Here is a 23083-nt window from a genome sequence, read left to right on the forward strand (position 1 = left end):
TTCGTTGTAAATCAACGCCTTGCGGTGTGATTGGCTCCGGCGGTAGGGATCGAGGGTGATTTTTAGACTTCTCGTACCGCATTGATTTCATGTGATAAATTTCCGTCTTTCGTCAGCCGAAGTGAGATTTGTGTAACCTTTGGTGTAACTTGGTGTGTAACCAATGAAAATGCAATCTCTGAGTTCAAAATAGCTTGTAAGTGCGGTAGATCTGACACTGGTAATCTGAATGCTTACGTTCCATACATTTGATGGAGGACCATTTTGGATTGTTCACGTTGGCTAGGACTTTACGCACGTACTAAATACGGCTGATTTTCCATGAAGCGTCATGGCTACCCAGTCTATTGCATGAGGTCACAGCATGGTCAGCGGGTCATTTCATCTTGTTCTGTAACTTTACAGAAATGGCCTCGGACAGCAGGACAAGCACGATGATTGCCACCGTCACAGCCGCCGCTTTGTCATATTGAAACGAACGCACATAGGTTTGCACATACAGGCCAATTCCGCCGGCACCCACGATCCCAAGGACAAGGCTTTCCCGCAGGTTCAGTTCAAAGCGGAACATCGTATCGCGCAGGATCACCGGCGCCATTTGCGGCCAGATGCCCCAGCGCAGTTGCTGGGCGCGCGACGCCCCGACGCTTTGCAGTGCTGTCACCGGGCCTGACGCAACATTGTCGATGGCCTCGGCGTAAAACTTCGCAAGCATTCCGGTGGCATGGAAGGTGATCGCCAGAATACCGGGCAGGGGGCCCAGGCCAACAGACCCGACCATCAGCATGGCAACCACGATCAGAGGAATGGCGCGGATGATCGCAAGGCCAGACCGCACAGGCCGCCAGATATATCCGGGGAACAGTGCTTCAGCGGCTAAAACACCAAGAACTGCGGACAGAAGCACGGCAAAGAAGGTGCCGAGAATAGCGATGCGCAATGTCTCCAGCAGGCCTTTCAGGATCTCTGGCCAGACGCTCCAATCTGGGGGAAACATCCGTGCCAGAAAATTGCCAAGGCGCGGTGCAGCCGACCCCAGTTTATCGGTGCCAATATCCGCACTGAACCCGGCCCAGAGGATGGCACCGCCGATCAGCACCCAGATCAGATGGCGTGTCATGCGCCAACCACGCGCAGGTTGGTTTCAGGGGGGAACCCGTCATACAGCTGGCTGACATCACTTGCGGTCACCTGGCTGCCGGGGCGGTCAAACAGAATGGCTCCGTCACGCAACCCGATCACGCGATCAGAAAATCTTTGTGCAAGGTCAGGCTGATGTGAGCTGAAGATCACGGTGGTTTTGTCCTGTGTTGCCCGGGATGTGATCAGGGCCAGAAGGTCTGCTGCACGGGTCGGGTCAAGATTGCTGACGGGTTCATCTGCCAGGATTAGACGGGGTTCCTGGGCCAGACAGCGGGCAATGGCCACGCGCTGGCGTTGGCCGCCGGACAGCTGATCGGCGCGGCGATGGGCCAAATCAGACAGGCCTGTATCTGCAAGCGCGCGGGCCACGATCAGGTGATCCTGTGCATCAAACCGTCCCCGCAGAGACAGCCAGTGTGACGACCAGCCCTTTGTGCGCCCAAGCCGCCCATTCATCACGTTCTGATATACGCTTAAGCGATCAAGCAGGGCGAATTCCTGAAAGATAAAACCGACATCTGCATGATCTGATCGGCTGGTTTTCTCTTTTTGAACCAGGGGCTTGTCCAGAATATATGCCTGTCCGCCTTTGGGGCTCAAGCGCCGATCCAGCAGAGCCAGCAATGTGGATTTCCCAGCACCCGATGGGCCAAGCAATGCGATGCGCACGCCTTCAGACACGGTTAAATCAATACTGCGCAGAGCGATACTATCAGCAAAAGCATGGGACACACCTGAAAGGGCGACAGCATGATTCATTCGAGCAGCCCGTATTTCGTCGCCATATCGCGTACGCCATCATACGCTGCCAAGTCTGCCCTGACATAGCCATCCGGCCCATAGAGATAAGCCAAAAGGTGGTTGTTTTCAGCTTCATTGAGGGTCAGCATCACCTCTGTGAATTGCGCCTTAATCCCTGCATCCAGATCCGGGCGGGCAATGATTGCGTGGCTGGGGATCTGCACGGATTCTGCCAGAACCCGGATTTCAGCCTGTTGTTCGGGTGACAACAGAAGATCTGCATATTGACTGGCCCCGGCTGCATCGACCAGACCGTTCGCCATGGCCTGCATCGCCTGCTGATAGCCCCCGGCAAAGAAACTGTTGCCAAAGAAATCCGCAGCGCCATCCGTGCCGGTGAACAGCCCCTGTTCGACAAATAAATCCAGCGGATAAAGATAGCCGGATTCAGAGACCGGGTCGGCAAAAGCAATATCGCGGCCCTGCAGGTCTGCCAGCGTTTCAATGCCGCTGTCCCGACGCACAAAGATACGTCCCGCATAGCTGGGCGCGCCTTTATACACTTCAGACAGCAAGGGCTCCGCCCCGATTTGCGCTTCGGCCAGCACAAAGGGCAGGGCGCCCATAAAGGAAATATCCGCGTCCCCATTGCGCAGGGCTTCCACGGCTGCCGCGTGATCAAAGGTTATAAAACCCTGCACGGACAGCCCCATCTGTTCGCCCATCCAGGCGGTGATGACATCAATATCACCCAATAGTTTTTCCGGGTTTTCCTGTGGGATGAAGGCGATTTTCAAAGCGTCCTGCGCCAGAGCTGCGGGGGCGGACAGGGCCAGGGCCGCGAGGCCCGCCAAAAGGTTACGACGGTTCAGCATCAGTACATCGCCTCATCAAGTTCGGATTGCAGGGTTTTGAAAGCGTCCCAGGCCGCGGCGGCTTCCGCCCAGTTGTCACCGGCGCTGGCATCACCTGCGGCTCTCAGAAGGGAGGACAGGCGGTAAACATCGGCTTTTGCGGCCTGGTTCACCATGGTTGAGGCATCCGCAGCAAGGTCCGCAGCAACAGTATCCACCAGAAGCGCAATGTTTTCAGCGTCCTGCATTGGGATCAGCGTGTTCAGGGTGGAAGCAAAGGTTGTTAGTTCTTCCCATGCCAGCCGGAAGGTGGTCTCGCGACCTTTAAAGACCTGATAGGGGTCTTCCCCATCCCCAACCGCATAAAGATAGGCGGTCAGATCGCCGCGCTCAGCGTCATCAAGGCCAAGGGATTTGCTGTCATTGAACCAATCCACGACGCTTTCCAGGGTCGGCAGGGAACCATCATGCATATAGGGGGCGGAAAAGTTAATATTGCGCAGAGTGGGTGTGTCAAATTGCGTGACCGTGCCGCCTTCAAAGGGCGCCTCAGAGCTGCCAATATCATAGGTCATCCCGTCGCGGAAATTCCGATCCGGTGTGTGGCAGGTGGCGCAGGCGCGGCCGTTCAGGCCCTCAAAAGGCGTATTGAACAGGGCTTCGCCACGCTTTGCAGCCTCAGACGCTAAGTCGGTTAAACGACCTGCATCATCAATCTTGGGGTTCGGCAGGAAATCAAACTGGCGCATATAGGCAATCAGCGCATCCAGCTGAAATGGCGTCGGTTCTTTGCCCGCAAATTCTGTCACGATGACGTTGCGGGTGAAGCGGCGCAGGCTGGATTCGCGCCCATCCCGCCCGTAAGGCGCGGTAAAACGAATGCCGCGCATGGAGGGCGTGTCCAGGTGATCATCGGTGCGATCATTGAACATCGAGTTGAAGAATGACCCGTCCACATCCATCCCGCCTGCATGGCTGGACAGGCCGGGAATAAAGAAATCGCGGTTCACATCGGATCGATTATGACAGGTCGAACAGGCCATACCCAGATCGCGGGCGGGGCCGCCAAAGATTTCCGGGCTGTCAAACAGCATATCGCCATACGCCACCAAGGGCATGTCAGCTTCGTCAAGACCGGCTTCTTCAAACTGCAGAACAAGCCGGGGAAGTTCACGTTGATCCGCAATGTTTGATCCAGGCGGCAAGGCAACAGGCACTTCGATCTCAGCCCCACTGCTATGAATTGTTTCGGGCACGGTCGTTAGCGTGCTTCGTGGCATGAAATCCGCAGCGGTGTAGTTCTGCATCAGGTATGTTTCAATGGTTTCTCGCGCGGCATTGAAAGCATCGCGATCCGCCTCAAGGGCACCGGCCTGGGACAAGCCCGCGCTGCCGACGGCTGAATTTAGGGCAAGCCAAGCCCGACCGTTCTGGTGAAAACCACTGCGATCTGCCGCCTGAATGCCATCCGCAAATGCCCGGTATAAGGTTTCCGCCCGCGCAATATGCTGTGCGGCTTCGGGCGTGCCCAAATTGTCAGAAGCCTTTGCCAGAGACCGCAGAATTCCGTTTTCAATCACATCGGTTGCAGCCAGAAACAGAGCCTGGCGGTCCTGATCTTCCAGGGCCTGGGATATGCCGCGGGTTTCAGACTCGGTCATGTTTTCAAAGGCCGCAATATCCCGGGCGCTGCCTGCAACCGGCGTTGTCCAGCTGCTGTCCAGAAGGTCCCATGGCATTGGATCAAGGTTCCCCAGAAACAATGTCAACCGATAGGCGGCGGCGCGCGGCGCCCAGGGCGCGTCTTCTAAAGCAGTGGCCTGAGCCATGGCGGGCAACAGGCACAGGGCCGTTGTAGCGAGAAATCGTTTCATATGGAGACTCAAAGTTAGCTTTGGCTAAATTACTTAGCCGTGGCTAATATATTGTCAAGCACTCGTTTTGCGGGCATAGAGAACTTCAGTAACATAAGCGACCAAATCCAATGACCAACCCACCTTTCAATTCTGCCCCGCGTTCGGTCCAAGAACAGGTGCGCCAGTTTGAATCCGTGCGCACTGCGCATCAAAGCGAAATGGTCGAAGATTACGTCGAACTGATCGCGGATCTGATCCATCTGACCGGGTCGGCCCGCCCAAAGGATATCGCCGAACGTTTTGGCGTGGCGCAGCCAACTGTGACGAAAAACCTTGCCCGGTTGAAACGCGAAAAGCTAATTCTGCATGAACCTTACCGTTCTATTCAGCTGACCGAAGAGGGGCGTCAGCTTGCCAGTTCCTGCCGAAAGCGGCATCGCACCGTCGTTGAGTTCCTGATTGCCTTGGGGATTTCACCTAGCGTTGCGGAACACGACGCCGAAGGGATCGAACATCACGTCAGTGATGAAACACTGCGCGTGTTTCGGGCTTTCACCCACGACAAGAAACCCTGATTAGGCTCCAATTTCATTGTGATCTGTCAGGCATTCTGAATGATCCCGCAACACTTCCAGCACCCGGCAATCCCCCGTATGGCCACCGCTGCATTCCTTCACCATGCGTTTCAGTTCTTTGCGCAAGGCCTCTAGGCGTGAAATGCGTTGTTCAACTTGGTTCAGCTGCCGTTGGGCGATCTCATCCGCTTCATGACAGGATTTATCGGGTTGGTCAGACAGTTTCAGCAATTCCCGGATCGCATCCAAGGTAAAGCCCAGCTGGCGCGAATGGCGTATGAAGGACAAACGATCAAGTTCCGCCGTGTGATACCGTCTTTGCCCGCCTTCTGTGCGTCCGGGTTCGGGCATCAGGCCGATCTGTTCATAATAGCGGACCGTCTGCACCTTCGTGCCGGTTTTCTTTGCCAATGCGCCTATCGTCAGCATTTTGTCTCTCCTGAAATCTACATAGACTGTAGGTTCTGCAATCCCCGGCTTCAAGGATCAACCGCCACATATCACATCTCTGTGAAGGTGAAATAAGCGGAAAAAAACCTCTTGAACCTCTAGCTGCTAGAGCATGTATCCCGCCCCCAAATTGACACGAATCCGAGGAAAGTGGATTGAGACTCAGGACGATACAGCTGATTTTATGGGCGCTCGCCCTTGCGGCTTCGCTGGCTTATGGCCTGCTGATCTGGTGGCCGGAAAATCAGAAAACCACCGCAGAGACGCAATTTACCGCGCGTTTTGAACTGACGGATCACCAGGGGATCACGCGAACGCAGGCAGATTTTACCGGTCGCTGGATGCTGGTGTTTTTCGGGTTCAGCAACTGCCCGGATGTCTGCCCGACCACTCTTGCTGAGGTTGCCGCAGTCATGGACGGCCTTGGCCCGGATGCGGCCGAAGTCGCACCGTTGTTCATCTCAATTGATCCGGAGCGTGACACACCAGAGGCCCTGGCGGAATATGTGCCATTGTTTGGTGCCGGCATCACCGGGCTGACGGGCACAACGCAGCAGATTGAGCAGACCGGGCAGGGGTTTCATATTTTCTATGAGAAGATCGAAGAGGCCGCAGCCCCGGGGGGATACACGATGGGACATTCTTCGCAGTTGTTCCTGTTCGACCCCTCTGCCGTTTACGCGAAATCCTGGCAATATGGCACCCCGGCAGAGGAAATCCTGGCGGACCTGAAGGAGCAGATGGAACAATGGTAAATCTACGTGGTGAACCGGCACTGATCGGGGCCTGGGTCCTGGCGCTGACCTCTTCCCTGGCGGTTTTGTTTATTGGCGAGGTTCTGGGCCAGATGCCCTGTCTTCTGTGCTGGTATCAACGGGCGTTTATGTTCCCGCTGGCGATTATCCTGGGCTTTGGGTTGTGGTGGAATGACCCGAAGGCCGGGCGTTATGGCGTGGTGCTTGGTCTGATGGGGGCGGCCGTGGCGCTTTGGCATATGGGGTTGTTTGTCGGGATCATTCCGGAACCCATCCAGCCCTGCACGGCAACTGGCCCCTCCTGCACCGATGACAACCAACGCATCCTGGGCCTGCCCATTCCGCTTTTTTCTTTGCTTGCCTTCATCCTTATCACGGCTCTGTCGGCGCTTTCACTGAAGGACAATTCACATGACACGTAAACCGCTTCTGCTTTCCGTATTGGCCATTGGTCTGGTCGGGTTCGCCTCTGCCAGCTGGTATGTCAGTCAGCCCGCGCCGCAGGTTGCAACAGCTGTTCCTGCGACCATGCAGTCTGAAGCTTTGATGCGCAGCTATTCCCCGATCCTTGGCAACGAAGAAGCACCGGTTACGATCGTTGAGTTCTTCGATCCGGCCTGCGAGGCCTGCCGCGCATTTTACCCGGTGGTGAAAAGTATCATGGCAGAACACGGGGATGCGGTGCGGGTTATGATCCGATATACGCCATTCCACGGCGAGGGGTCACTTGAGGCCATCCGCATTCTGGAAGTCGCCCGGATGCAGGGTGTGTTTGAACCGGTCCTGGAAGCTCTGCTGAGCGAACAGCCCCGCTGGGCCTCACATGGCGCGCCGGAACCGGGGCTGATCCTTGAAATTGCAGGCAATGCCGGCCTGGATACCGAGGCGGCTGCAACACAGATGCTGGCACCTGCGGTACTGGCGGTTGTGAACCAAGACAGTGCCGATGTGGAAACCATGGGGGTGCGCCAGACGCCGACGTTTTATGTGAATGGCAAGCCGCTTGAAACCTTTGGTGATGCAGAATTGCGCGCGCTTGTGGCGCAGGAAGTTGCGCTTGCGCAGGCAGGGGAGTGACCCGGATGAAAACTTGTTATTTCCGACCGCTCGCCCTGTGTGCTGTCCTGTTACTGACGGCGACGCCCGGGTTTGCCGGGGCTGAGGACGTGCGTGTGACGGATCCCTGGGCCCGGGCCAGCATTGGAGTGAACCGCCCGGGTGCGGCCTATCTGACATTGCACAATACTGGGCAGGATGACGTCACGTTGACGGGGGTGACAACACCTCTTGCATTGCGTCCTGAAATTCACCTGACCAGCACCAATGCCGAAGGTATCAGTTCCATGCGCCGCGCGGGTGACATCACGATTGCCGCTGGTGAAAGCGTCTCTCTGGAACCGGGTGGTCTGCATACGATGCTGATGCAGCTTCAGACACCCATGCAGGAAGGTGAAAGCTTTCCTCTGACCTTTGAATTTTCCGATGGGGGCACTGTCACCGCTGATGTGCCGGTGCTTGGTTTGGCTGCGCGGGGGCCGCTTGAATGATGCGCAGACGGGCCGCATTGAAATATGGCGCGGTGGCGGTTCTGGCCGCCGGTGCCGGTGTTCTGGGGCGCAGGTTCCTGACGGACCCGGGCACAACACCCGAGGCACAGGATGTTCTGCCTTTGCCGCTTGATCAGATGTCGTTCAACCTGACACGTCATGACGGCGCGCCCACAGGCCCCGAACAACTTGTAGGGCGTCCGGCCATGGTCTTTTTCGGCTTCACCTATTGCCCGGATATCTGTCCGACCACTCTGGCTGATATCGCGGACTGGCTGCATGAACTTGGGCCAGAGGCCGAACAACTGAATGTGGTCTTTATCACCGTTGATCCCGAACGCGATACGGTTCCGATTATGCGCGATTATGTCGGGTATTTTCATCCCCTGGTTCAGGGCTGGACTGGGACGCCCGATCAGATCGCCCGTGCCGCAGGGGATTTCCGGGTGCGGTATGAAAAAGTCCCCCTTGGCGGCGGGGATTACACGATGAACCATACAGCCGGTGTTTTTCTGTTTGATGAAACTGGCCGGTTTGCCACGCTTATTGATTACCATGAACCACGGGAGTTCGCCGTGCCAAAGATCCGCCGCGTTCTGACACCTGTGACAGAGGAAAGAACATGACTATTCCAACCCGTTTTGCAGCACTTATGTTGGGGGCTGCGTTTTGCCTTTCCCTGACTCTAAACGCCCGGGCGCAACCGGCTGAGTTCCCTGTGATACAGACACAGACGCTTGAAATTGCGTCCGGGCAGACCCTTGATCTGCTTCTGGCACAGGCAGGCATTGGGGCAGCAGAACGACAGGAGATCGCTTTTGCCTTCGGGGCGGAATATGATTTGCGAAAATTGCGCCCCGGCCATGAACTCCGGATTGATATGACACCTGGTGGCACGGTGCAGCAGGCGGAGTTGCGCGTCAGCGAAGGGGTGCGCATCGAGATCAGCTTTGGTGTGGATACCGCCACCCGTGTCATTGCGCCAGAACCTGAGGTTTTGCAGCGTGCTGCCAGTTTACAGATCAACACATCGGTCTTTGTCGCATTGGAAGAGGCGGGTGTGCCGTCACGTTTCGCGGTGAAACTGGCGGAAGTTCTGGGTGGCACCGTTGATTTTCGCCGGGATCTGAGCGGGGGTGAAACCCTGCAGATGATGTGGCGTGAAACCCGGATAGACGGTGAAAGCATCGGCCACTTTGAGCTGACCTTTGCCGCACTCAAGATTGACGACACGCTGTTCGAAGTTACATGGCCGGATGCGGCATCAGGCTCGGCAACACTTTATCGCAATGGCGAGGTGATGCGCGTGGTTGCGCAGCCTGTTGAAGGGGCGCGGGTCAGTTCTGTTTATGGGCGGCGCAGGCATCCGGTTTACGGCGATATCCGGATGCACAGTGGTGTAGATTTCGCGGCCGCCCGTGGTACGCCGGTCTATGCAACGGCACCCGGACGTATCCGCTTTATTGGCCGGCGCGGCGGTTACGGGCGCACGGTTGAAATATCACATGGTTCATCAACAATGACCCGCTATGCCCATCTGAACGCAATACCTGAAGGGGTGCGTGAGGGGCAGCAGGTCGCAGCAGGTGACAGAATAGGCAGCGTGGGTTCAAGCGGAACCGCAACCGGCCCGAACCTGCACTATGAGGTGCGCGTTAACGGGCGCCCGACAGATCCTTTGTCGGAGGATCAGAATATTGCTATATCCCGGACAACACAGTCTGGTGAAATAGCGCAGGAACGCCTTGTCAGGGCACGGGCTGACCTGCAACAGTTAATGACGGACCAGAGCCCAACACAAAGGACACCCTCTGAATCATGAAACGTTTTTTTTCCATACTATCGGTTCCATTTGTACTGAGTGCCTGCACCATGACCGAGGGGCCTCTGACGGAAGCCGGGTATATCCGGGAGTTGCCTGAACAGGTGACTGCGCTGGCAGCACCCTGGCAGGATCTGACAATGGTACGCCTGAACCCGGAAGACAGCTGTTACTGGTATCGCCACCAGGGCCCGGTTGAGGCGACGATGATTCCTCTGCGCAGTGTCAGAGGTGGTAAGATCTGCGTACAGCGCGATGATGCGACGCCTGTCACAAGCTGACTTATGATTTTTCAGCGGGCCAATCGCCCGTAACAAGTAAACAGGATTTTTCCAATGCTGACCCGACGCCATTTTATTGCGACTTCAACTGCAATGTTTTCCGCTGCCATTCCTGGCGCAACATTTGCCTTGCCCCGGCCCAGTGCTTCACAGCGCTCGGTCTGGGATGCGCAGGTGACACCGCCTGATTTTGACCTTGCTACAACCAACCCCTGGGGCATACATCCGCGGCTTCTGCCACAACGGGTCGAAGCCCGCGCAGGGCTGACACCCGGAGACATCCACGTGGACGCCGTTGCCCGCTATCTTTATCTGATTGAAGAAGGGGGCACCGCCATGCGTTACGGCGTGGCGATCGGGCGCAGCGGTCTGTATGAACCTGGCACCTATAAGATCCGCCGGAAAGTACAATGGCCAAGCTGGACCCCGACACCGGATATGATCCGCCGGGAACCCGCAGCTTATAAGCAATATGAAGATGGTATGCCCCCGGGTCCGCGTAACGCGCTGGGATCACGTGCGCTGTATCTGTATGTTGGCAATCGTGATACTTATCTGCGCATTCATGGCACTCCTAGTCCACGGTCTATTGGCACCCGTGCCAGTTCCGGATGCGTGCGCATGATCATGCCACATATCAATGATCTCTATGATCGGGTCAGTACAGGTGTAACCGCTTATCTTTACCCTGCTGGTGGCGACGGACCTTTAGCGGCCAACAGCTGAATGATCTGTTGAAAAAGTAAAAGTTCTGCCGTCCCTACTCATTGTCGGCAGAATTCTTTTGCGAACGATATTGTTTTTTCGGATTTGTATGTCGCGGGGGCAAAGAGATAGTACAGATAGCGTTTAAGTGCGGCAGGTCAGGCACTGGTAATCTTAGTATTTACGTTCCATATATTTTTTAAAGGACTTCTTTGATTTTTTATAAGTTGGGCAGGATTTTATGCGCATATTGCACACGGCTGATTGGCACATCGGGCAGACCTTAAATGGCTGGGCCCGGGATGGGGAACATCAGGCGTGGCTTGATAAACTGGCCCATGTTCTCGTGCAGGAACAGATCGATGTTCTTCTGGTTGCCGGGGATGTGTATGACGGGGTCAATCCTTCAGGGGCGTCCCAGCACATTCTTTACACGGCCCTTCGTAAATTCAAGGACGCGCGCCCGGGTTTGCTCACCTTTATCACATCTGGAAACCACGATCCCGCCGGCCGGTTGGAAGCGCCCGCTGCAATCCTTGAGGGGCTGGACGTTCATGTGGTTGCAAGTGTTCGCCGGATTGAGGACGAGATTGATATTGCATCCCATATGTTTCCAATTCCGGATGAAAACGGAAGTCATCAGGCATGGGTCTGCGCGATCCCTTTCCTGAGGTCGGCAGATCTTCCGGATCTGAACTTCAATCAAAGTGAAGGTCGAGGATCTCCGATTGTGGATGCGGCGCGCCGGTTCCATCTGGATATTGCGCGAAAAGCGCGGGAACATGCAGGCGATCTCCCGATACTGGCGATGGGGCATTTACATTGTCATGGCGCGACTGAAAGCGCCCTTGGTGAAGTTAGCGCCGAGCGCCGCATTCTGATTGGTGGTGAACACGCGCTGCCGGAAGACGTCTTTCCGGAAGAGTTCAACTATGTTGCGCTGGGGCATTTGCACAGGCCTCAGACATTGGGCGGCGGCAGGATCCGGTATTCAGGCTCCTGTTTCCCGCTGTCCGCTGCTGAAGTTTCTTATGATCACGGCGTCACGCTTATTGATCTTGAGGGCGGGGAATATCAGCTCAGACATCATTCAATAGATCGGCCAGTTCCGATGGTCCGCCTGCCCGCAGAGGGCGCAATGGATATTGCACGGCTTGAAGAGGCACTGGATGCCCTTGATCTTGATCCTGAGCTGCCCGGTGATCTTCAGACATTTGTCTATGTCAATCTCACTGCGGAAGGCCCGGCTTCTGTTCTTCTGGCTGAAGCAGAAAAACTACTTGCTAAATATCCGCTTCGTACAGCCGGGGTGCGCGTCCGGCGTCAGGTGACTGAGCGACATGAAGAACCTCCTCAATCACTATCAGAAACAACGCCTGAAGATCTGTTTAACGATGCTTTCGTGAAAGCCAATGGCGTGACACCGGGGGCGCGGCATACGGCTGCCTTCCGTGAAGCGATGATTGGAGAGTGAAATGCAGATTTTAGCTATTCGCGGATCAAATCTCGCCAGCCTGTCTGATAATTTTGAGATCGACCTCACCTCTGAACCTTTGCGATCGGCTGGGCTGTTTGCCATCACGGGGGAAACCGGCGCCGGCAAGTCGACCATCCTTGATGCCATGTGCCTGGCTTTATATGGTGATTGTCCCCGATTGAGTGGGGCGGGGGTGAATGATGATGTGCCTGATGTGGCAGGGGATGCCATCAAATCACGTGACCCGCGTGCAATCCTGCGCCGCGGCACCGCATCCGCACATGCCGAGGTGGAATTTAAAGCACCAGACGGGCTGATCTACAAGTCAACCTGGGCGATCCGCCGGGCCCGGGGTCGAGCGGAAGGAAGACTGCAAAGTGTCGACCGATCCCTGATCCGTATGGATACCGGTGTTGTGCTGGAAAGCCAGATCAACGCCGTTCGCGACCGGGTTACAGAAATTTCGGGTCTGACATATGATGAGTTCCGCCGGACAGGCCTTCTTGCACAGGGGGATTTTGATGCCTTTCTGCGCGCCAATACGACAGATCGTGCGGCTCTTCTGGAAAAGGTCACCGGCACTGAAATCTACCGTGAGATTTCCAAGCGAATTTATGCGCGCCATGAAGAGGCAAAAGCCGAAGTTGAGCGCCTCAATCAGATCCGCGAGGCAACGCCGTCCCTGACGGATGATGAACGGGAGGTCCTGGCTGAAGAACAGGATGAACTGGGCCGGGAAATCAAAGCACTTCTGCAGGAAATCTCCTCCCTGTCGCAGGACATCAAAAAGATTGAAGCCCTGAAGGCTGCGCAGGTACAGCTGGCGGCCGCAAAGGATGCGGATGCAAAGGCAAAGATGGCACAGGCCGGCTGTCATGGCGAAAGAGCGACGCTGCAAAACATTGAGGCGGCGCTCAATCTCCGGTCTGAAAATGACCGGCTGAACGCTGCATCAAGAGAATTGGTGAGGATCAAAAAAGATACGGATGAACTTCAGGCCCGGGAGGTGAAACTTACATCTGATCTGAATGACAGAACACAGGCTCATCAACTGGCAGAGCGGGCCGCACAAGACGCTGAGGATGCCTTCAAGCTGCTTGGTCCTCAGTGGAGTGAAGCAACCCGTCTGGATGGTCTGGTGCAGAGCACAGCAGTTGAGGTGAACACGGCTGAGGATGCTCTCAAGGCATCCGGATCGAAGCGGTCAGCAGCGCAGAGCGCTCTGGCTCTGAAAAAGGCCGCTGAGGGAGAGGCCCGGGGCGCCTATGATTTGGCAGTTGAGCGGCTCGGCCGGGCCGGTGGTGTTGAGGTGTTGGCAGAAAACTGGAGCCAGGTCGGCCCGGCGATCGAAGAGCGGAGCGGGTTGCGTCAGGCGGTGGCCAGTGGTGAAGCTGAACTCCAGGGCGCGCGCAATGCCATGATCAGTGAGACTGGCAGAAAAGAAGGGCTTGATAAGCTTGATCTGGAAGACCGGGGTACCATCCAAGAAAAAGAAGAGAAAATCTCAGCATTAGAGAAAAGGCAGGCTGAAATTCTGGAAAGAGATCCTGGGAAAAGGCTTGATAATCTTCATACTGGTCAGAAATACATTATGGAAATGTCACGCCTCGTCCGCCACACGAGTGCTCTCTCTGAATCCGATTCAAAAATAACCAATAAAATCAATAAAACAAAAGAACAAAAAACAAAATCTCTCTCAAATCTTGATGTCGCGCAGCAAGACATCATTAAGGCAGAAGCTGCCGTATCTGCTCTTACTTCTCCTGCGGATCAGGCTGCCGCTGCAGCCTCTGAGGCAGCAGCAAATCTCAGACGCAGGCTCGAACCAGAATGCCCTTGTCCCGTATGCGGGGCAACGGAGCACCCGGTGGCTGCGGATGAAGCCCTGGCCAGAATGGCCCGGGATCTGAAAGCGCAGCTGGAGGCCGCGCGCGCGGGGGTGGAAGAGGCCTGCAAGCGCAAGTCCTCCCTTGAGCGGGAGATCGATGCGGCTGACATCTCGATCAAATCTGATGAAAGCGGCCTTCAGGCCGCGCGCCAACAAATTAAGGATGCACAAATTGAATTCACGGAAGCCAGATCAAAAGCTGAAAGCACCGGCCTGAAAAACCTGCCTGTCAACGCGATGGACGCCGGGGATGATCTTGATGTGCTGCTACAGCAGATTGAGACCCGAAAAGGTGAGATCGAGCTCCTTATTCAGGAAAAGGATGATCTTGCGCGCAGCATCACAGCAGATCGTCAGGCAATTGATGTTCTGCGCGGGACTATCGGCGCGCGGGAAGCTGAGCGGGAAGCCCTGCGGGCGCGCCTGTCTGATGCTGAAAAGAAAATCGGGTTGTCAGAACAAATTATAAGTCAGTCTGAAAAACAAATTCTGAATATCGATGCAAAAATCAAAGATACCCTTGAAGGTGTTAAGGTTTCTCTGGATCAATTGGATGAACAGCCCGGCGATGTCATCGAGAAGCTCTCGCAGGCTGTTGAAGCTTGGCGCGCTGAAATCAGGCGCCGGGATGAAGCGGATCTGAAGCTCCGGAATATCGCGCCTGAGATAAGCGCGGCGCGGTCAGATCTGTCGGCCGCAGATGAGGATGTGAAGAAAAGCGAAACTGCGCTGCAGGAACGGCGGAATTCCCATCAGGATGTTCTTGATAAGAGATCTCAGCTTCTTGGGGGTGAGAACACAGAGACGCATCGCACACGGCACAATAATGAGCGCCTGAAAAGCAAAGAGGCGCAGGAGCTGGCCCAGAAGGCATTGTCTGATTGCACATCATCCCTCAGCGCGCTGAAGGCCCGGATTGCAGATCTGAATGCGGCCAATGGCGCGGCTATCAGCGAAGAGGAAAGCGCCCGAAGCGATCTTCAGGAGAAACTCGAAGCAGCCGGGCTGTCTCACATCATGCTGACAGAGCTCCTGGCGCAGGGCCGGGATGAAGCTGCGCGCATTAAAACGAGGTTGAAGTTAATCGATGACGCCGCTGTGGCAAGTCAATCAGCAGTCCGGCAACGTGAGATCGACCTTCAAAAAGTCATGGCAGACGGTATTCCGGATAAGGAAGAGCAGGATCTCAGAGACAATCTTGCAGAATTTGAAGGCCATCGGGATGAAAAGCGTGAAAGAACAGGGGCAATTACCGGCCAACTGAACGCTGATGATGTCATTCGCGAGCGGCTGAAGGGTATTCTAGCACAAATCTCCACAGCATCTGAAGTCCGGGATACATGGCTTGCGGTCAATGAGGCCGTTGGATCCCGGCAGGGCGGCAAGTTTGCGCAGATCGCGCAAAGCGTAACCTTGTCACTGCTTGTGGAGCGCGCCAACAGACATCTCGTCGATCTCAAGCCCAGGTACAGGCTTTCTCAGGGTGGTGATGATCTTTCCCTGCATATTGTCGATCGGGACATGGGCGATGAGGTGAGGTCCACAAGGTCTCTGTCCGGTGGAGAGCGTTTCCTTGTGTCTCTTGCCCTGGCTCTGGCCTTGTCCGGTATGGGCGGGCAGGGCGGACTGGCGGCCACTCTGTTTATCGATGAAGGCTTTGGGTCTCTTGACGCTGAAAGTCTTGATGTGGCCATGGATGCCCTTGAAAACCTTCAGGCGCAGGGCCGCACCATCGGGGTTATCAGCCACGTTGAAGCGATGAAGGACCGGATCCCGGTGCAGGTGCGCGTCAGTCGCCATGGGGCAGGGGCCAGTACGGTTTCCCTCATTACGGCAGCATAAAGGTAAGCTGAGAAAGTAACTCCTAATGCTGATTTTTGAGCACTGACCTCACAACCTGCATTTGGAGTTGAAGTTTCAACGGAGCTAAGACACCCTGTCAGTAGATTTCAGTGGGCCATAGTGAAACTTCCAAAAAAGGTGCGGATTAGCTTACATCGGTGTGTAAGCTAAGTGTTGACATATGAAGGCGTATAGCTTACACGTAATGAATGATAGAAAGCTTCGCACACAAACAGCTAAAAGCACTTTGGGAAACTGGAAAGTCGAGAATTGACGCCAGAATGCACAGTCGAATTTTCCGAAGGCTTGATGCTTTGGATGCGGCAACCAAACCAGAAGATATGAACCTTCCAGGTTTCGACTTCCACCCTTTGCGAGGCTATACACCAACGCGCTTTACGGTTCATGTAAATGGCCCTTGGTGCATCACATTCGAGTTCCGGGATGGCAACGCCCATGTTTTGGATTTCGAGCAATACCATTAGGAGAGACAGATGACCCGCTTTACAGATCGCTGCCCTGCGCATCCTGGTGAAATTCTTCGCGAAGATGTAATTCCAGCTACCGCAAAGCCGAAGGCTGAAGTGGCACGGATGCTGGGCATTTCGCGACAGCACCTTTACGACATTCTTTCCGAGCGCAAGCCAGTCAGCGCAGAGGTCGCAGTAAGACTCGGAAAACTGTTTGGTAACGCCCCGTTATTCTGGGTGCGTTTGCAAGGGGCATATGATGCTTGGAACGCAACCCGTAACGTCGATGTGTCTAACATTCCAACTCTTCACGCTGCTGAATGAAAACGTCCAAGAGAGGTCCAGATCAATGACAGATGATCTACGAAACATCCCTCATGTAGATGGCATCACTGTGTTTGGCATCGAAAGCCATGCTGTTGAGAAGGAGGGGTGCCTGGACTTCGATATTAACAATCCTGAAGGGGGAACATTTACCTTTGTGTCTCCCGAATACGCTATTCAAGTTGGGTAAACTTTGATCCGTGAAGCCAAAGCTACATTAGCAGGTCAGCGTTGGAACAACTCCTCTAAATCTAAGGTCGGATCCCGATTCAGGTGCGCGTCAGTCGCCATGGGGCAGGGGCCAGTACGGTTTCCCTCATTACAACATAACGAAATTCATAGGAATATAGGTTGTAGCCGCAAAGCTATAATGTCACCCATTGGCAAAGCAGAAGTGTCACTCTGTCGCTGTTGACGCAACGCGGAGGACTGGCATGGGATGGGTTATGATGAGTGAACGCGACTTAAACCGAATTGAGGTAATTTCGCAGATTGTGGATGGTCGCCTGACTGCGGAATGCGCGGCAAACATGCTGGCGCTAACGAAGCGCCAGATCTTTCGTCTTCTGCGCCGGTTTCGCGAAGATGGGCCTTCAGCTCTAAGCCACAAAGCGCGTGGAAAGCCGCCCAACAACAAAGTTGCGGTTTCCAAGCGTACTTATGCGATGGATCTGGTGCGTGAGAAGTACCGCGATTTCGGCCCCACTCTGGCTGCAGAGGTGGTCCTAGATTTTCGACCAGTTTGCAGCCTTGTTAAGATGGATCAGGGTTTCATTTAGGCTGCTAACCTCATCGGTTCTGTTTTGCTGACATAGGCCTCATCGGGGGTCAATATGCCGTGGGTCGAATGTGGGCGTTCAGCGTTGTAGTAGGTCAGCCATTTGCCGATCCCAGTCCGCATTTCTGAACCTGTCTCAAAGGCATTCAGATAAACGCATTCATACTTCAGTGATCGCCCAAGCCGCTCAATCATCCGGTTGTCGCGCCACGCGCCTTTGCCATCCATACTGATCTTGATCTTTGCGTCCGTCAGTACGTCGATCCACGCGCCACTGGTAAATTGGCTGCCCTGATCGGTGTTGAAGATCTCCGGCGTGCCGTGCATGGCCAAAGCCTCTTTCAGGGCCTCGACGCAAAAGTCTGCATCCATGCTGTTGGATAGCCTCCATGAAAGCACTTTGCGACTGTGCCAATCCATGATCGCCACGAGATACAGAAAGCCGCGCCGCATAGGGATGTAGGTGATATCCGCGCACCAGACCTGGTTCGGGCGGTCGATCACCGCATTGCGCAGCAGATATGGCCAGATCTTATGCTGTGGGTGCTTCTTACTGGTGTTTGGCTCCTGATAGATCGGCACCAACCGCATGAGGCGCATCAGGCGTCGTACGCGATGGCGGCCACACAGATGGTTATTCTAGCACAAATCTCCACAGCATCTGAAGTCCGGGATACATGGCTTGCGGTCAATGAGGCCGTTGGATCCCGGCAGGGCGGCAAGTTTGCGCAGATCGCGCAAAGCGTAACCTTGTCACTGCTTGTGGAGCGCGCCAACAGGCATATCATCGATCGGGACATGGGCGATGAGGTGAGGTCCACGAGATCTCTGTCCGGTGGAGAGCGTTTCCTTGTGTCTCTTGCCCTGGCTCTGGCCTTTTCCGGCATGGGCGGGCAGGGCGGACTGGCGGCCACTCTGTTTATTGATGAGGGATTTGGGTCACTTGATGCTGAAAGTCTTGATATGGCCATGGATGCCCTTGAAAACCTTCAGGCGCAGGGCCGCACCATCGGGGTTATCAGCCACGTTGAAGCGATGAAGGACCGGATCCCGGTGCAGGTGCGCGTCAGTCGCCATGGGGCAGGGGCCAGTACTGTGGCCCTGATCACTGCAGCATAAAGGTAAAATACCGTGTCAAAGAGGCCAGAATGGGGTGTTTATAGAATATTCTTTCTTGTGGAATATTCTTGAGCTATAGTTTCTGTGTGAATGGAGGAAATCATGACAAATCATGCGATCAATCAATCAGCTCCCGCCAGAGGGGCTGTTTTAACGAAAGCCGCCATGCGGGCGGGCGCACGGCTTGGCTTATCGGGAAAGTTGCTCTCGGATGTTCTGGGCCTTTCTGAGGCGCAGGTCTCGCGCATGCGCAACGGCGAAGCTGATCTCGGTGAAAACACCAAAGCCTTTGAACTTGCGGCGCTGTTGGTGCGGGTGTTCCGCTCGCTTGATGGGATTGTCGGAGGGGATGAAACTGCTGCCAGGGCGTGGATCACATCTGAAAACACGGCTTTGGGCGCGCGCCCGATCGATAGAATGGTTTCAATACAGGGGCTTGCTGATGTCGTCACCTATCTGGACGCAAGACGCGCTCCGATCTGAGCTGCGCCCTCTGCACACGTCAGCTTGGCGCTTGGTTGAGGCCCAGCACGTGGTGTCCACACTTAATCTAGTCGATAATCTGGACGAGCAAAATCTTCTTGAGGATATTCTAGAAGAGAGCAAACCGCCGGTTCCCGTGGAATGTCAGCACCTTGATTATCTTCTCAGTACCCCGTTTCGCTATCGGCCCTATCCTTATGGGTCGCGGTTTCGTAAAGCAGGTCTAACGCCCGGGGTGTGGTATGGGGCAGAGAAGCCAGAAACTGCCGTGGCTGAAATGGTATTCTATCGCTTTCTGTTTTACGCAGAGAGCCCGGCAACCTCATTCCCTGATAATCCGGCGGATTACACTGCGTTTTGTGTAGGGGTAGGAACGGAAGTTGCGTTGGACCTTACTGATGGTGCGCTTGCAGAAGATCACAAGATTTGGACCGATCCGACAGACTATTCTGTCTGTCAGGACTTGGCTAGAACTGCGCGTAAAACCGGGGCTGAAGCTATTCGTTTTCAGTCTGTTCGCGATCCAGAAGGTGGTGCAAATCTGGCCGTTCTGACATGTGCTGCGTTTCAGGATGCAATCCCTGTTGACCGTCAAAGTTGGCGTATCCGCATCAGTAAATCTGGGGCACAAGCTGTTAGAGACTATCCTCGTTTAGGAATGGAATATGGCTGTGAAGCATTTGATTTTGACCCAAGGGTGAAGGGAATGACGTGGGAGCGCTGAAAGCGGCGCTCAATTTTCTAATGTTGAATATAATGGCTGGATGTGGAAGTTCATCCCTTCCTTTCAGGATTCAGGGTGTGGCAGAAATTTCCGATACCCTTTTCACATCGCGCTTGAAGTTTTGAAAACTCCTCTTGTCACTCGGCGAACGGGGCACAGAGATTGTTCCCCTGCCGCAAGGGTGTTTTATCCTCCCATGTTTTGCCCCGTGCCAGAAATTCTTTGCTGTTACTGTACCCTCACACAATATCCCAACGTCGCAACATCCAGTACCACTGCTCTGGATTGGCCATGATCCGTGCAGATAGACTGTCATTAAAAGCACGTGTCATGGTAATGGTATTCGTGTGTGGGATTGGGGCTTCGAATTCCACACGGAACGCGTTCCCATCTTCAGAACGAATACCGTATGCAGCTATCATGGGAAGATCGTATCTGAGAGCAAGCTGAGCCGCCGAGAGAGATGTGTAGGCGTCATGTCCAAGAAACGGTATCCGTTCACCCTCTGAATATTTTTCATCTAGCAAGATAGAGATAATGCCGCCATCACGTAGGTGACGTACAAGGGCTTTGGTTCCCACGCGGCCAGTAGCCAAAATAGGCTTCCCTCCTGCCTCAATACCAGCACGAATGCGGCGTTCGTAATGGCTGTTTTTATGAGGTCGATAAACTGCTCCGCTTTCTAGGCCGTGCATTTTAATCACAGCGCGAACTGCTTCCCACTGTCCAAAATGACCGGAAACAATAATTACGCCTTTGCCCGCGGCCTGAGCTTCTTTTAGCGCGGTGAGGCCAGGGCCAGAAGCGATGAATTTATGGTGCTGATTTTGAAATTCAGTGCCGTGATAAATTTCAAATAGTGTTCGCCCCATATGCCGCCCCATATCGTGACCAAGCTTCGCGCGCGCCCTGCGCTTCATGTTAGGAAAAACGCGCTTGGCCTCGCGATTAAATCGGATCCGTGCCGGCGGAAACCAACGCATGACCGTTGCCAATGTTGTTCCCAATCCACGAGAGCGTAAATTAAAGGTTCGCCATCGGACAGCTGTCAACGCTGACCACAAGGGGACGTATCTGGCGAGATGAAAAATTGACTTCAGAGATGAGGTAAGCATCTCATCTGTATGATCGAGCTCAGCAGAAAAACCAATCGAAAACGTGAGCGAGGCAAGCAGGCTGCTGTGGCCATGGCGCATAAAATTGCTTGCATCGTTGTCTCGTGTATGTTAACATGCCCTTCGGGCATTTTTCGAACGCACCATCCGCCCCATTGCCCTGAACCGCAAAAACGCTCTCTTCGCCGGCCATGATGCCGGGGCGCAGAACTGGGCGGTCATCGCGTTCCTGATCGATACCTGCAAACTCAATGGGATCGCCCCCCACCGCTATCAGTCCGCGGTGCTGACCGTCATTGCCGACGGACACAAACAATCCGACATCACTGCGCTGCTGCCGTGGAACCACGCCAAATCCGTGTGATCGGAGCACCGCTTACAATGAACCTTGCAAAGTTAGAGCCATCTGAGACTAAACGAAACACAGAGATAGCAAAGCCGATGAACTGATGGGAATTTAGTCAGCTCGAGAACCAATATACACCGTACTTTGTCCGGAACGTTCACTGCTAGATGTACAGGATGGGACTTGGCTTGTAGACACCACCAAAGCCAATGGTCATGTGCCCCGCACGAACAGGCGAGGCAAATGACCGCATCGGACAATTATAAATCACACCAGAAATGACTTGCTATGCAGGAGCCATCCACAAAAGTTATGGCGATATTTAGAAGTCTAGAAATCGTCGAATTCCGGAACATTGCCCAGTCTTATAAGGAAATTTGGTGTTCCAACTTCTCCACTTTTAGGGTCTTCACTGACCATATATGCGTCGGCACCCGAGCAATCCTCGGATAAAGCTTCTCGTTCGGCTCTGTTTTTCGCTTCCGACGCTGTGGAATATTCAAATTGCTTAGCAATTTTGAGACCCACCTGCCCATCGCGCCCAGCCTTCGTTTCAATATATGTCTGGCAGATGTAGTGAATTTTTTCTGCGGTTTGCTCTGAGTTTGTCATGGATTTATCCTAAGAGGCAGCGAAGGCGATAAGAAAATTGACGAGCAGCCTAAGATCAACGCGTTTTGCGTGCTATTGAGCTGTGGTTCCTGGCGGTGTGTTCGCTTCTCTTTCGAGACGGGCCTTGCGAAGCCTGGTAATTTTGGCTTGCCGCTCTTCCGCTTCTTCATCAACCATCGTTCTGACAATACGCGTGGTCTTATCCATTGGGGTCTCTGGTTTAGCGTCATAAGCTTTAAACACATTCTTTTTTGTGAGCTTCACCAATTGGCGTCTCCTTCTTTGTTACCGCGTTTGTTACCTTTGGACATTTCGTTTCCTTCTGTTGCGGGAAGTTTATTTTCGTCTAAAACTTTGGATGGAACCTGCATCCGATAGGTGCAAGTATGACGGGGGACGCATGGCCCGTTTAGCTGATTTTCCGAACATTGAATTTGCCGCCTCGAAATCGTCGTGTGTATCGATTTCAACCCAATCCAAATCGGTGATATCCGTAATGTGGAACGCCACACCATGAGCGATAAGACGCTCGTAGGCTGCTTCATAGTAATCCTGTCTATGTGCCTCTTCCCGCATCATGGTTTCGAGTTCGGCCACTAGCAGCATAGAGGTTTGAGCGCTTATCTTTTCGATGCCAATAGATTCACCCATCGCGGATTTGAGATCGACCGTTTTGCTGGCTTGCTGCACACGTTGGTCCATGTCGAATACGACTTTGACCTCTTCGGCCTCCAACTTGATGATGCGGTCAATACACAAGGTGTTTTCGGCATTGTGGGCCATCAAACGTTGTAGAACCTTTTGATCGAACACTACATCGGCATCAAATTTAATAAAGCCTGCGCCAGAGTTCGCATTGATCGCCAACATCAAAGAATAACCCGTGTTGGTGGTTTCATACTGATCGTTGACGATAAACGTCACATTCAGTTGGGGAAAACGATTTTGAACAAACGCTCGGATTTTGTTTTCCAAATACCCCAGAACGATAACGAATTCGGTCAACCCACAAGCCTGACAATTAGTGATCATTCTTTCAAGAATAGGTGTGCCAGCCACCTTCAACAGGCTTTTGGGACAATCGTTGGTGAGCGGACGAATGCGTGACCCAACACCAGCAGCAAGGATGATAACTTTGGGAATGTTGGGGGCAGTTTTGGGAGGTTGTTTTTTCAT

Annotated in this window: 27 protein-coding genes and 2 pseudogenes; 19 read left to right on the forward strand and 10 right to left on the reverse strand. The window is 54.2% G+C overall.

Features of this window, described 5'->3' with window-relative positions:
• Positions 1 to 376: 376 nt before the first annotated feature.
• Genes phnE through H1D41_RS17480 form a run of 4 tightly spaced genes read right to left on the reverse strand, consistent with a single transcriptional unit; the run spans position 377 to position 4612 of the window.
• Positions 377 to 1120, reverse strand: a complete 744-nt coding sequence (gene phnE / locus H1D41_RS17465) for a phosphonate ABC transporter, permease protein PhnE (protein WP_228850136.1) — start codon at positions 1118 to 1120, stop codon at positions 377 to 379.
• Positions 1117 to 1902 (reverse strand): phosphonate ABC transporter ATP-binding protein, encoded by a 786-nt coding sequence (locus tag H1D41_RS17470; protein WP_228850137.1) that lies wholly within the window; start codon positions 1900 to 1902, stop codon positions 1117 to 1119. Before H1D41_RS17470 ends, phnE begins: the two co-directional genes overlap by 4 nt.
• Entirely contained in the window at positions 1899 to 2759 is an 861-nt protein-coding gene (locus H1D41_RS17475) for a phosphate/phosphite/phosphonate ABC transporter substrate-binding protein (protein ID WP_228850138.1), read from the reverse strand. Before H1D41_RS17475 ends, H1D41_RS17470 begins: the two co-directional genes overlap by 4 nt.
• Positions 2759 to 4612 (reverse strand): cytochrome c peroxidase, encoded by a 1854-nt coding sequence (locus H1D41_RS17480; protein WP_228850139.1) that lies wholly within the window; start codon positions 4610 to 4612, stop codon positions 2759 to 2761. Before H1D41_RS17480 ends, H1D41_RS17475 begins: the two co-directional genes overlap by 1 nt.
• Positions 4613 to 4722: 110 nt before the next feature.
• On the opposite strand from H1D41_RS17480, the gene mntR reads away from it, so the two are divergent.
• On the forward strand, positions 4723 to 5169 hold the full coding sequence (gene mntR / locus H1D41_RS17485; protein WP_228850140.1) for a manganese-binding transcriptional regulator MntR: 447 nt from the start codon (positions 4723 to 4725) through the stop codon (positions 5167 to 5169).
• Here mntR and H1D41_RS17490 read toward each other — a convergent pair whose 3' ends face one another.
• On the reverse strand, positions 5170 to 5598 hold the full coding sequence (locus H1D41_RS17490; protein ID WP_228850141.1) for a MerR family transcriptional regulator: 429 nt from the start codon (positions 5596 to 5598) through the stop codon (positions 5170 to 5172). It abuts the gene before it with no gap.
• A 176-nt stretch (positions 5599 to 5774) separates the two neighbouring features.
• Here H1D41_RS17490 and H1D41_RS17495 point away from each other — a divergent pair, with 176 nt between their 5' ends.
• From H1D41_RS17495 to H1D41_RS17555, 14 genes are all read left to right on the forward strand, one after another.
• Positions 5775 to 6374 carry an SCO family protein gene (locus H1D41_RS17495; protein WP_228850142.1) on the forward strand — a complete coding sequence of 200 codons (600 nt, stop codon included), beginning with the start codon at positions 5775 to 5777 and terminating at the stop codon, positions 6372 to 6374.
• The gene (locus H1D41_RS17500; protein ID WP_228850143.1) at positions 6368 to 6796 is read left to right on the forward strand and encodes a disulfide bond formation protein B; all 429 of its coding nucleotides are present in this window, start codon (positions 6368 to 6370) and stop codon (positions 6794 to 6796) included. Before H1D41_RS17495 ends, H1D41_RS17500 begins: the two co-directional genes overlap by 7 nt.
• Positions 6786 to 7451 carry a DsbA family protein gene (locus tag H1D41_RS17505; RefSeq protein WP_228850144.1) on the forward strand — a complete coding sequence of 222 codons (666 nt, stop codon included), beginning with the start codon at positions 6786 to 6788 and terminating at the stop codon, positions 7449 to 7451. Before H1D41_RS17500 ends, H1D41_RS17505 begins: the two co-directional genes overlap by 11 nt.
• A 5-nt stretch (positions 7452 to 7456) precedes the next feature.
• Positions 7457 to 7921, forward strand: a complete 465-nt coding sequence (locus tag H1D41_RS17510) for a copper chaperone PCu(A)C (protein WP_228850145.1) — start codon at positions 7457 to 7459, stop codon at positions 7919 to 7921.
• Complete coding sequence (locus H1D41_RS17515; RefSeq protein ID WP_228850162.1) at positions 7921 to 8547, forward strand: SCO family protein; 627 nt, start codon at positions 7921 to 7923, stop codon at positions 8545 to 8547. Before H1D41_RS17510 ends, H1D41_RS17515 begins: the two co-directional genes overlap by 1 nt.
• Positions 8544 to 9743, forward strand: coding sequence for a M23 family metallopeptidase (locus H1D41_RS17520; RefSeq protein ID WP_228850146.1), 1200 nt, complete (start codon positions 8544 to 8546; stop codon positions 9741 to 9743). The genes H1D41_RS17515 and H1D41_RS17520 overlap by 4 nt, the downstream gene beginning before the upstream one ends.
• Positions 9740 to 10024, forward strand: a complete 285-nt coding sequence (locus H1D41_RS17525; RefSeq protein ID WP_228850147.1) for a hypothetical protein — start codon at positions 9740 to 9742, stop codon at positions 10022 to 10024. Before H1D41_RS17520 ends, H1D41_RS17525 begins: the two co-directional genes overlap by 4 nt.
• 54 nt (positions 10025 to 10078) lie before the next feature.
• Positions 10079 to 10750: a L,D-transpeptidase gene (locus H1D41_RS17530; RefSeq protein WP_228850148.1), complete on the forward strand. Its 672-nt coding sequence runs from the start codon at positions 10079 to 10081 to the stop codon at positions 10748 to 10750.
• A 220-nt stretch (positions 10751 to 10970) separates the two neighbouring features.
• Positions 10971 to 12203 (forward strand): exonuclease SbcCD subunit D, encoded by a 1233-nt coding sequence (locus H1D41_RS17535; protein ID WP_228850149.1) that lies wholly within the window; start codon positions 10971 to 10973, stop codon positions 12201 to 12203.
• 1 nt (position 12204) lies between these two features.
• Positions 12205 to 15936, forward strand: a complete 3732-nt coding sequence (locus H1D41_RS17540) for an AAA family ATPase (RefSeq protein ID WP_228850150.1) — start codon at positions 12205 to 12207, stop codon at positions 15934 to 15936.
• A 209-nt stretch (positions 15937 to 16145) separates the two neighbouring features.
• Positions 16146 to 16421, forward strand: coding sequence for a type II toxin-antitoxin system RelE/ParE family toxin (locus tag H1D41_RS18520; protein ID WP_394355422.1), 276 nt, complete (start codon positions 16146 to 16148; stop codon positions 16419 to 16421).
• A gap of 9 nt (positions 16422 to 16430) precedes the next feature.
• A complete protein-coding gene (locus tag H1D41_RS17545) occupies positions 16431 to 16730 on the forward strand; it encodes a HigA family addiction module antitoxin (RefSeq protein ID WP_228850151.1) in 300 nt (99 codons plus the stop codon).
• 25 nt (positions 16731 to 16755) lie between these two features.
• Positions 16756 to 16920, forward strand: coding sequence for a hypothetical protein (locus tag H1D41_RS17550; protein ID WP_228850152.1), 165 nt, complete (start codon positions 16756 to 16758; stop codon positions 16918 to 16920).
• 244 nt (positions 16921 to 17164) lie between these two features.
• The gene (locus tag H1D41_RS17555; protein WP_228850153.1) at positions 17165 to 17509 is read left to right on the forward strand and encodes a helix-turn-helix domain-containing protein; all 345 of its coding nucleotides are present in this window, start codon (positions 17165 to 17167) and stop codon (positions 17507 to 17509) included.
• Here the strand turns inward: H1D41_RS17555 and H1D41_RS17560 are convergent.
• Positions 17506 to 18141 (reverse strand): annotated as a pseudogene (locus tag H1D41_RS17560) (IS3 family transposase); the annotation flags it as partial. The gene H1D41_RS17555 and the pseudogene H1D41_RS17560 sit on opposite strands and share 4 nt — an antisense overlap.
• Positions 18142 to 18306: 165 nt before the next feature.
• Here H1D41_RS17560 and H1D41_RS17565 point away from each other — a divergent pair.
• From H1D41_RS17565 to H1D41_RS17575, 3 genes are all read left to right on the forward strand, one after another.
• Positions 18307 to 18627, forward strand: a complete 321-nt coding sequence (locus tag H1D41_RS17565) for an SbcC/MukB-like Walker B domain-containing protein (protein ID WP_228850163.1) — start codon at positions 18307 to 18309, stop codon at positions 18625 to 18627.
• Between the two features lie 102 nt (positions 18628 to 18729).
• Complete coding sequence (locus H1D41_RS17570) at positions 18730 to 19110, forward strand: antitoxin Xre/MbcA/ParS toxin-binding domain-containing protein (RefSeq protein WP_228850154.1); 381 nt, start codon at positions 18730 to 18732, stop codon at positions 19108 to 19110.
• Between the two features lie 52 nt (positions 19111 to 19162).
• Positions 19163 to 19834: an RES family NAD+ phosphorylase gene (locus H1D41_RS17575; protein WP_228850155.1), complete on the forward strand. Its 672-nt coding sequence runs from the start codon at positions 19163 to 19165 to the stop codon at positions 19832 to 19834.
• Positions 19835 to 20073: 239 nt separating this feature from the next.
• Here H1D41_RS17575 and H1D41_RS17580 read toward each other — a convergent pair whose 3' ends face one another.
• Positions 20074 to 20949, reverse strand: a complete 876-nt coding sequence (locus tag H1D41_RS17580; protein WP_228850164.1) for a lysophospholipid acyltransferase family protein — start codon at positions 20947 to 20949, stop codon at positions 20074 to 20076.
• A gap of 136 nt (positions 20950 to 21085) precedes the next feature.
• Between H1D41_RS17580 and H1D41_RS17585 the strand changes: the two are divergent.
• Positions 21086 to 21313, forward strand: a pseudogene (locus tag H1D41_RS17585) (transposase domain-containing protein); the annotation flags it as partial.
• A gap of 312 nt (positions 21314 to 21625) precedes the next feature.
• Here H1D41_RS17585 and H1D41_RS17590 read toward each other — a convergent pair.
• The 3 genes from H1D41_RS17590 to H1D41_RS17600 form a co-directional block, all read right to left on the reverse strand.
• Positions 21626 to 21907 carry a hypothetical protein gene (locus H1D41_RS17590; RefSeq protein WP_228850156.1) on the reverse strand — a complete coding sequence of 94 codons (282 nt, stop codon included), beginning with the start codon at positions 21905 to 21907 and terminating at the stop codon, positions 21626 to 21628.
• 72 nt (positions 21908 to 21979) lie between these two features.
• Positions 21980 to 22174, reverse strand: coding sequence for a hypothetical protein (locus H1D41_RS17595; RefSeq protein ID WP_228850157.1), 195 nt, complete (start codon positions 22172 to 22174; stop codon positions 21980 to 21982).
• Between the two features lie 69 nt (positions 22175 to 22243).
• Positions 22244 to 23083, reverse strand: coding sequence for a phosphocholine cytidylyltransferase family protein (locus tag H1D41_RS17600; RefSeq protein WP_228850158.1), 840 nt, complete (start codon positions 23081 to 23083; stop codon positions 22244 to 22246).

The organism is Halocynthiibacter styelae (assembly GCF_016123485.1).
Taxonomy (GTDB): Bacteria; Pseudomonadota; Alphaproteobacteria; order Rhodobacterales; family Rhodobacteraceae; genus Halocynthiibacter; species Halocynthiibacter styelae.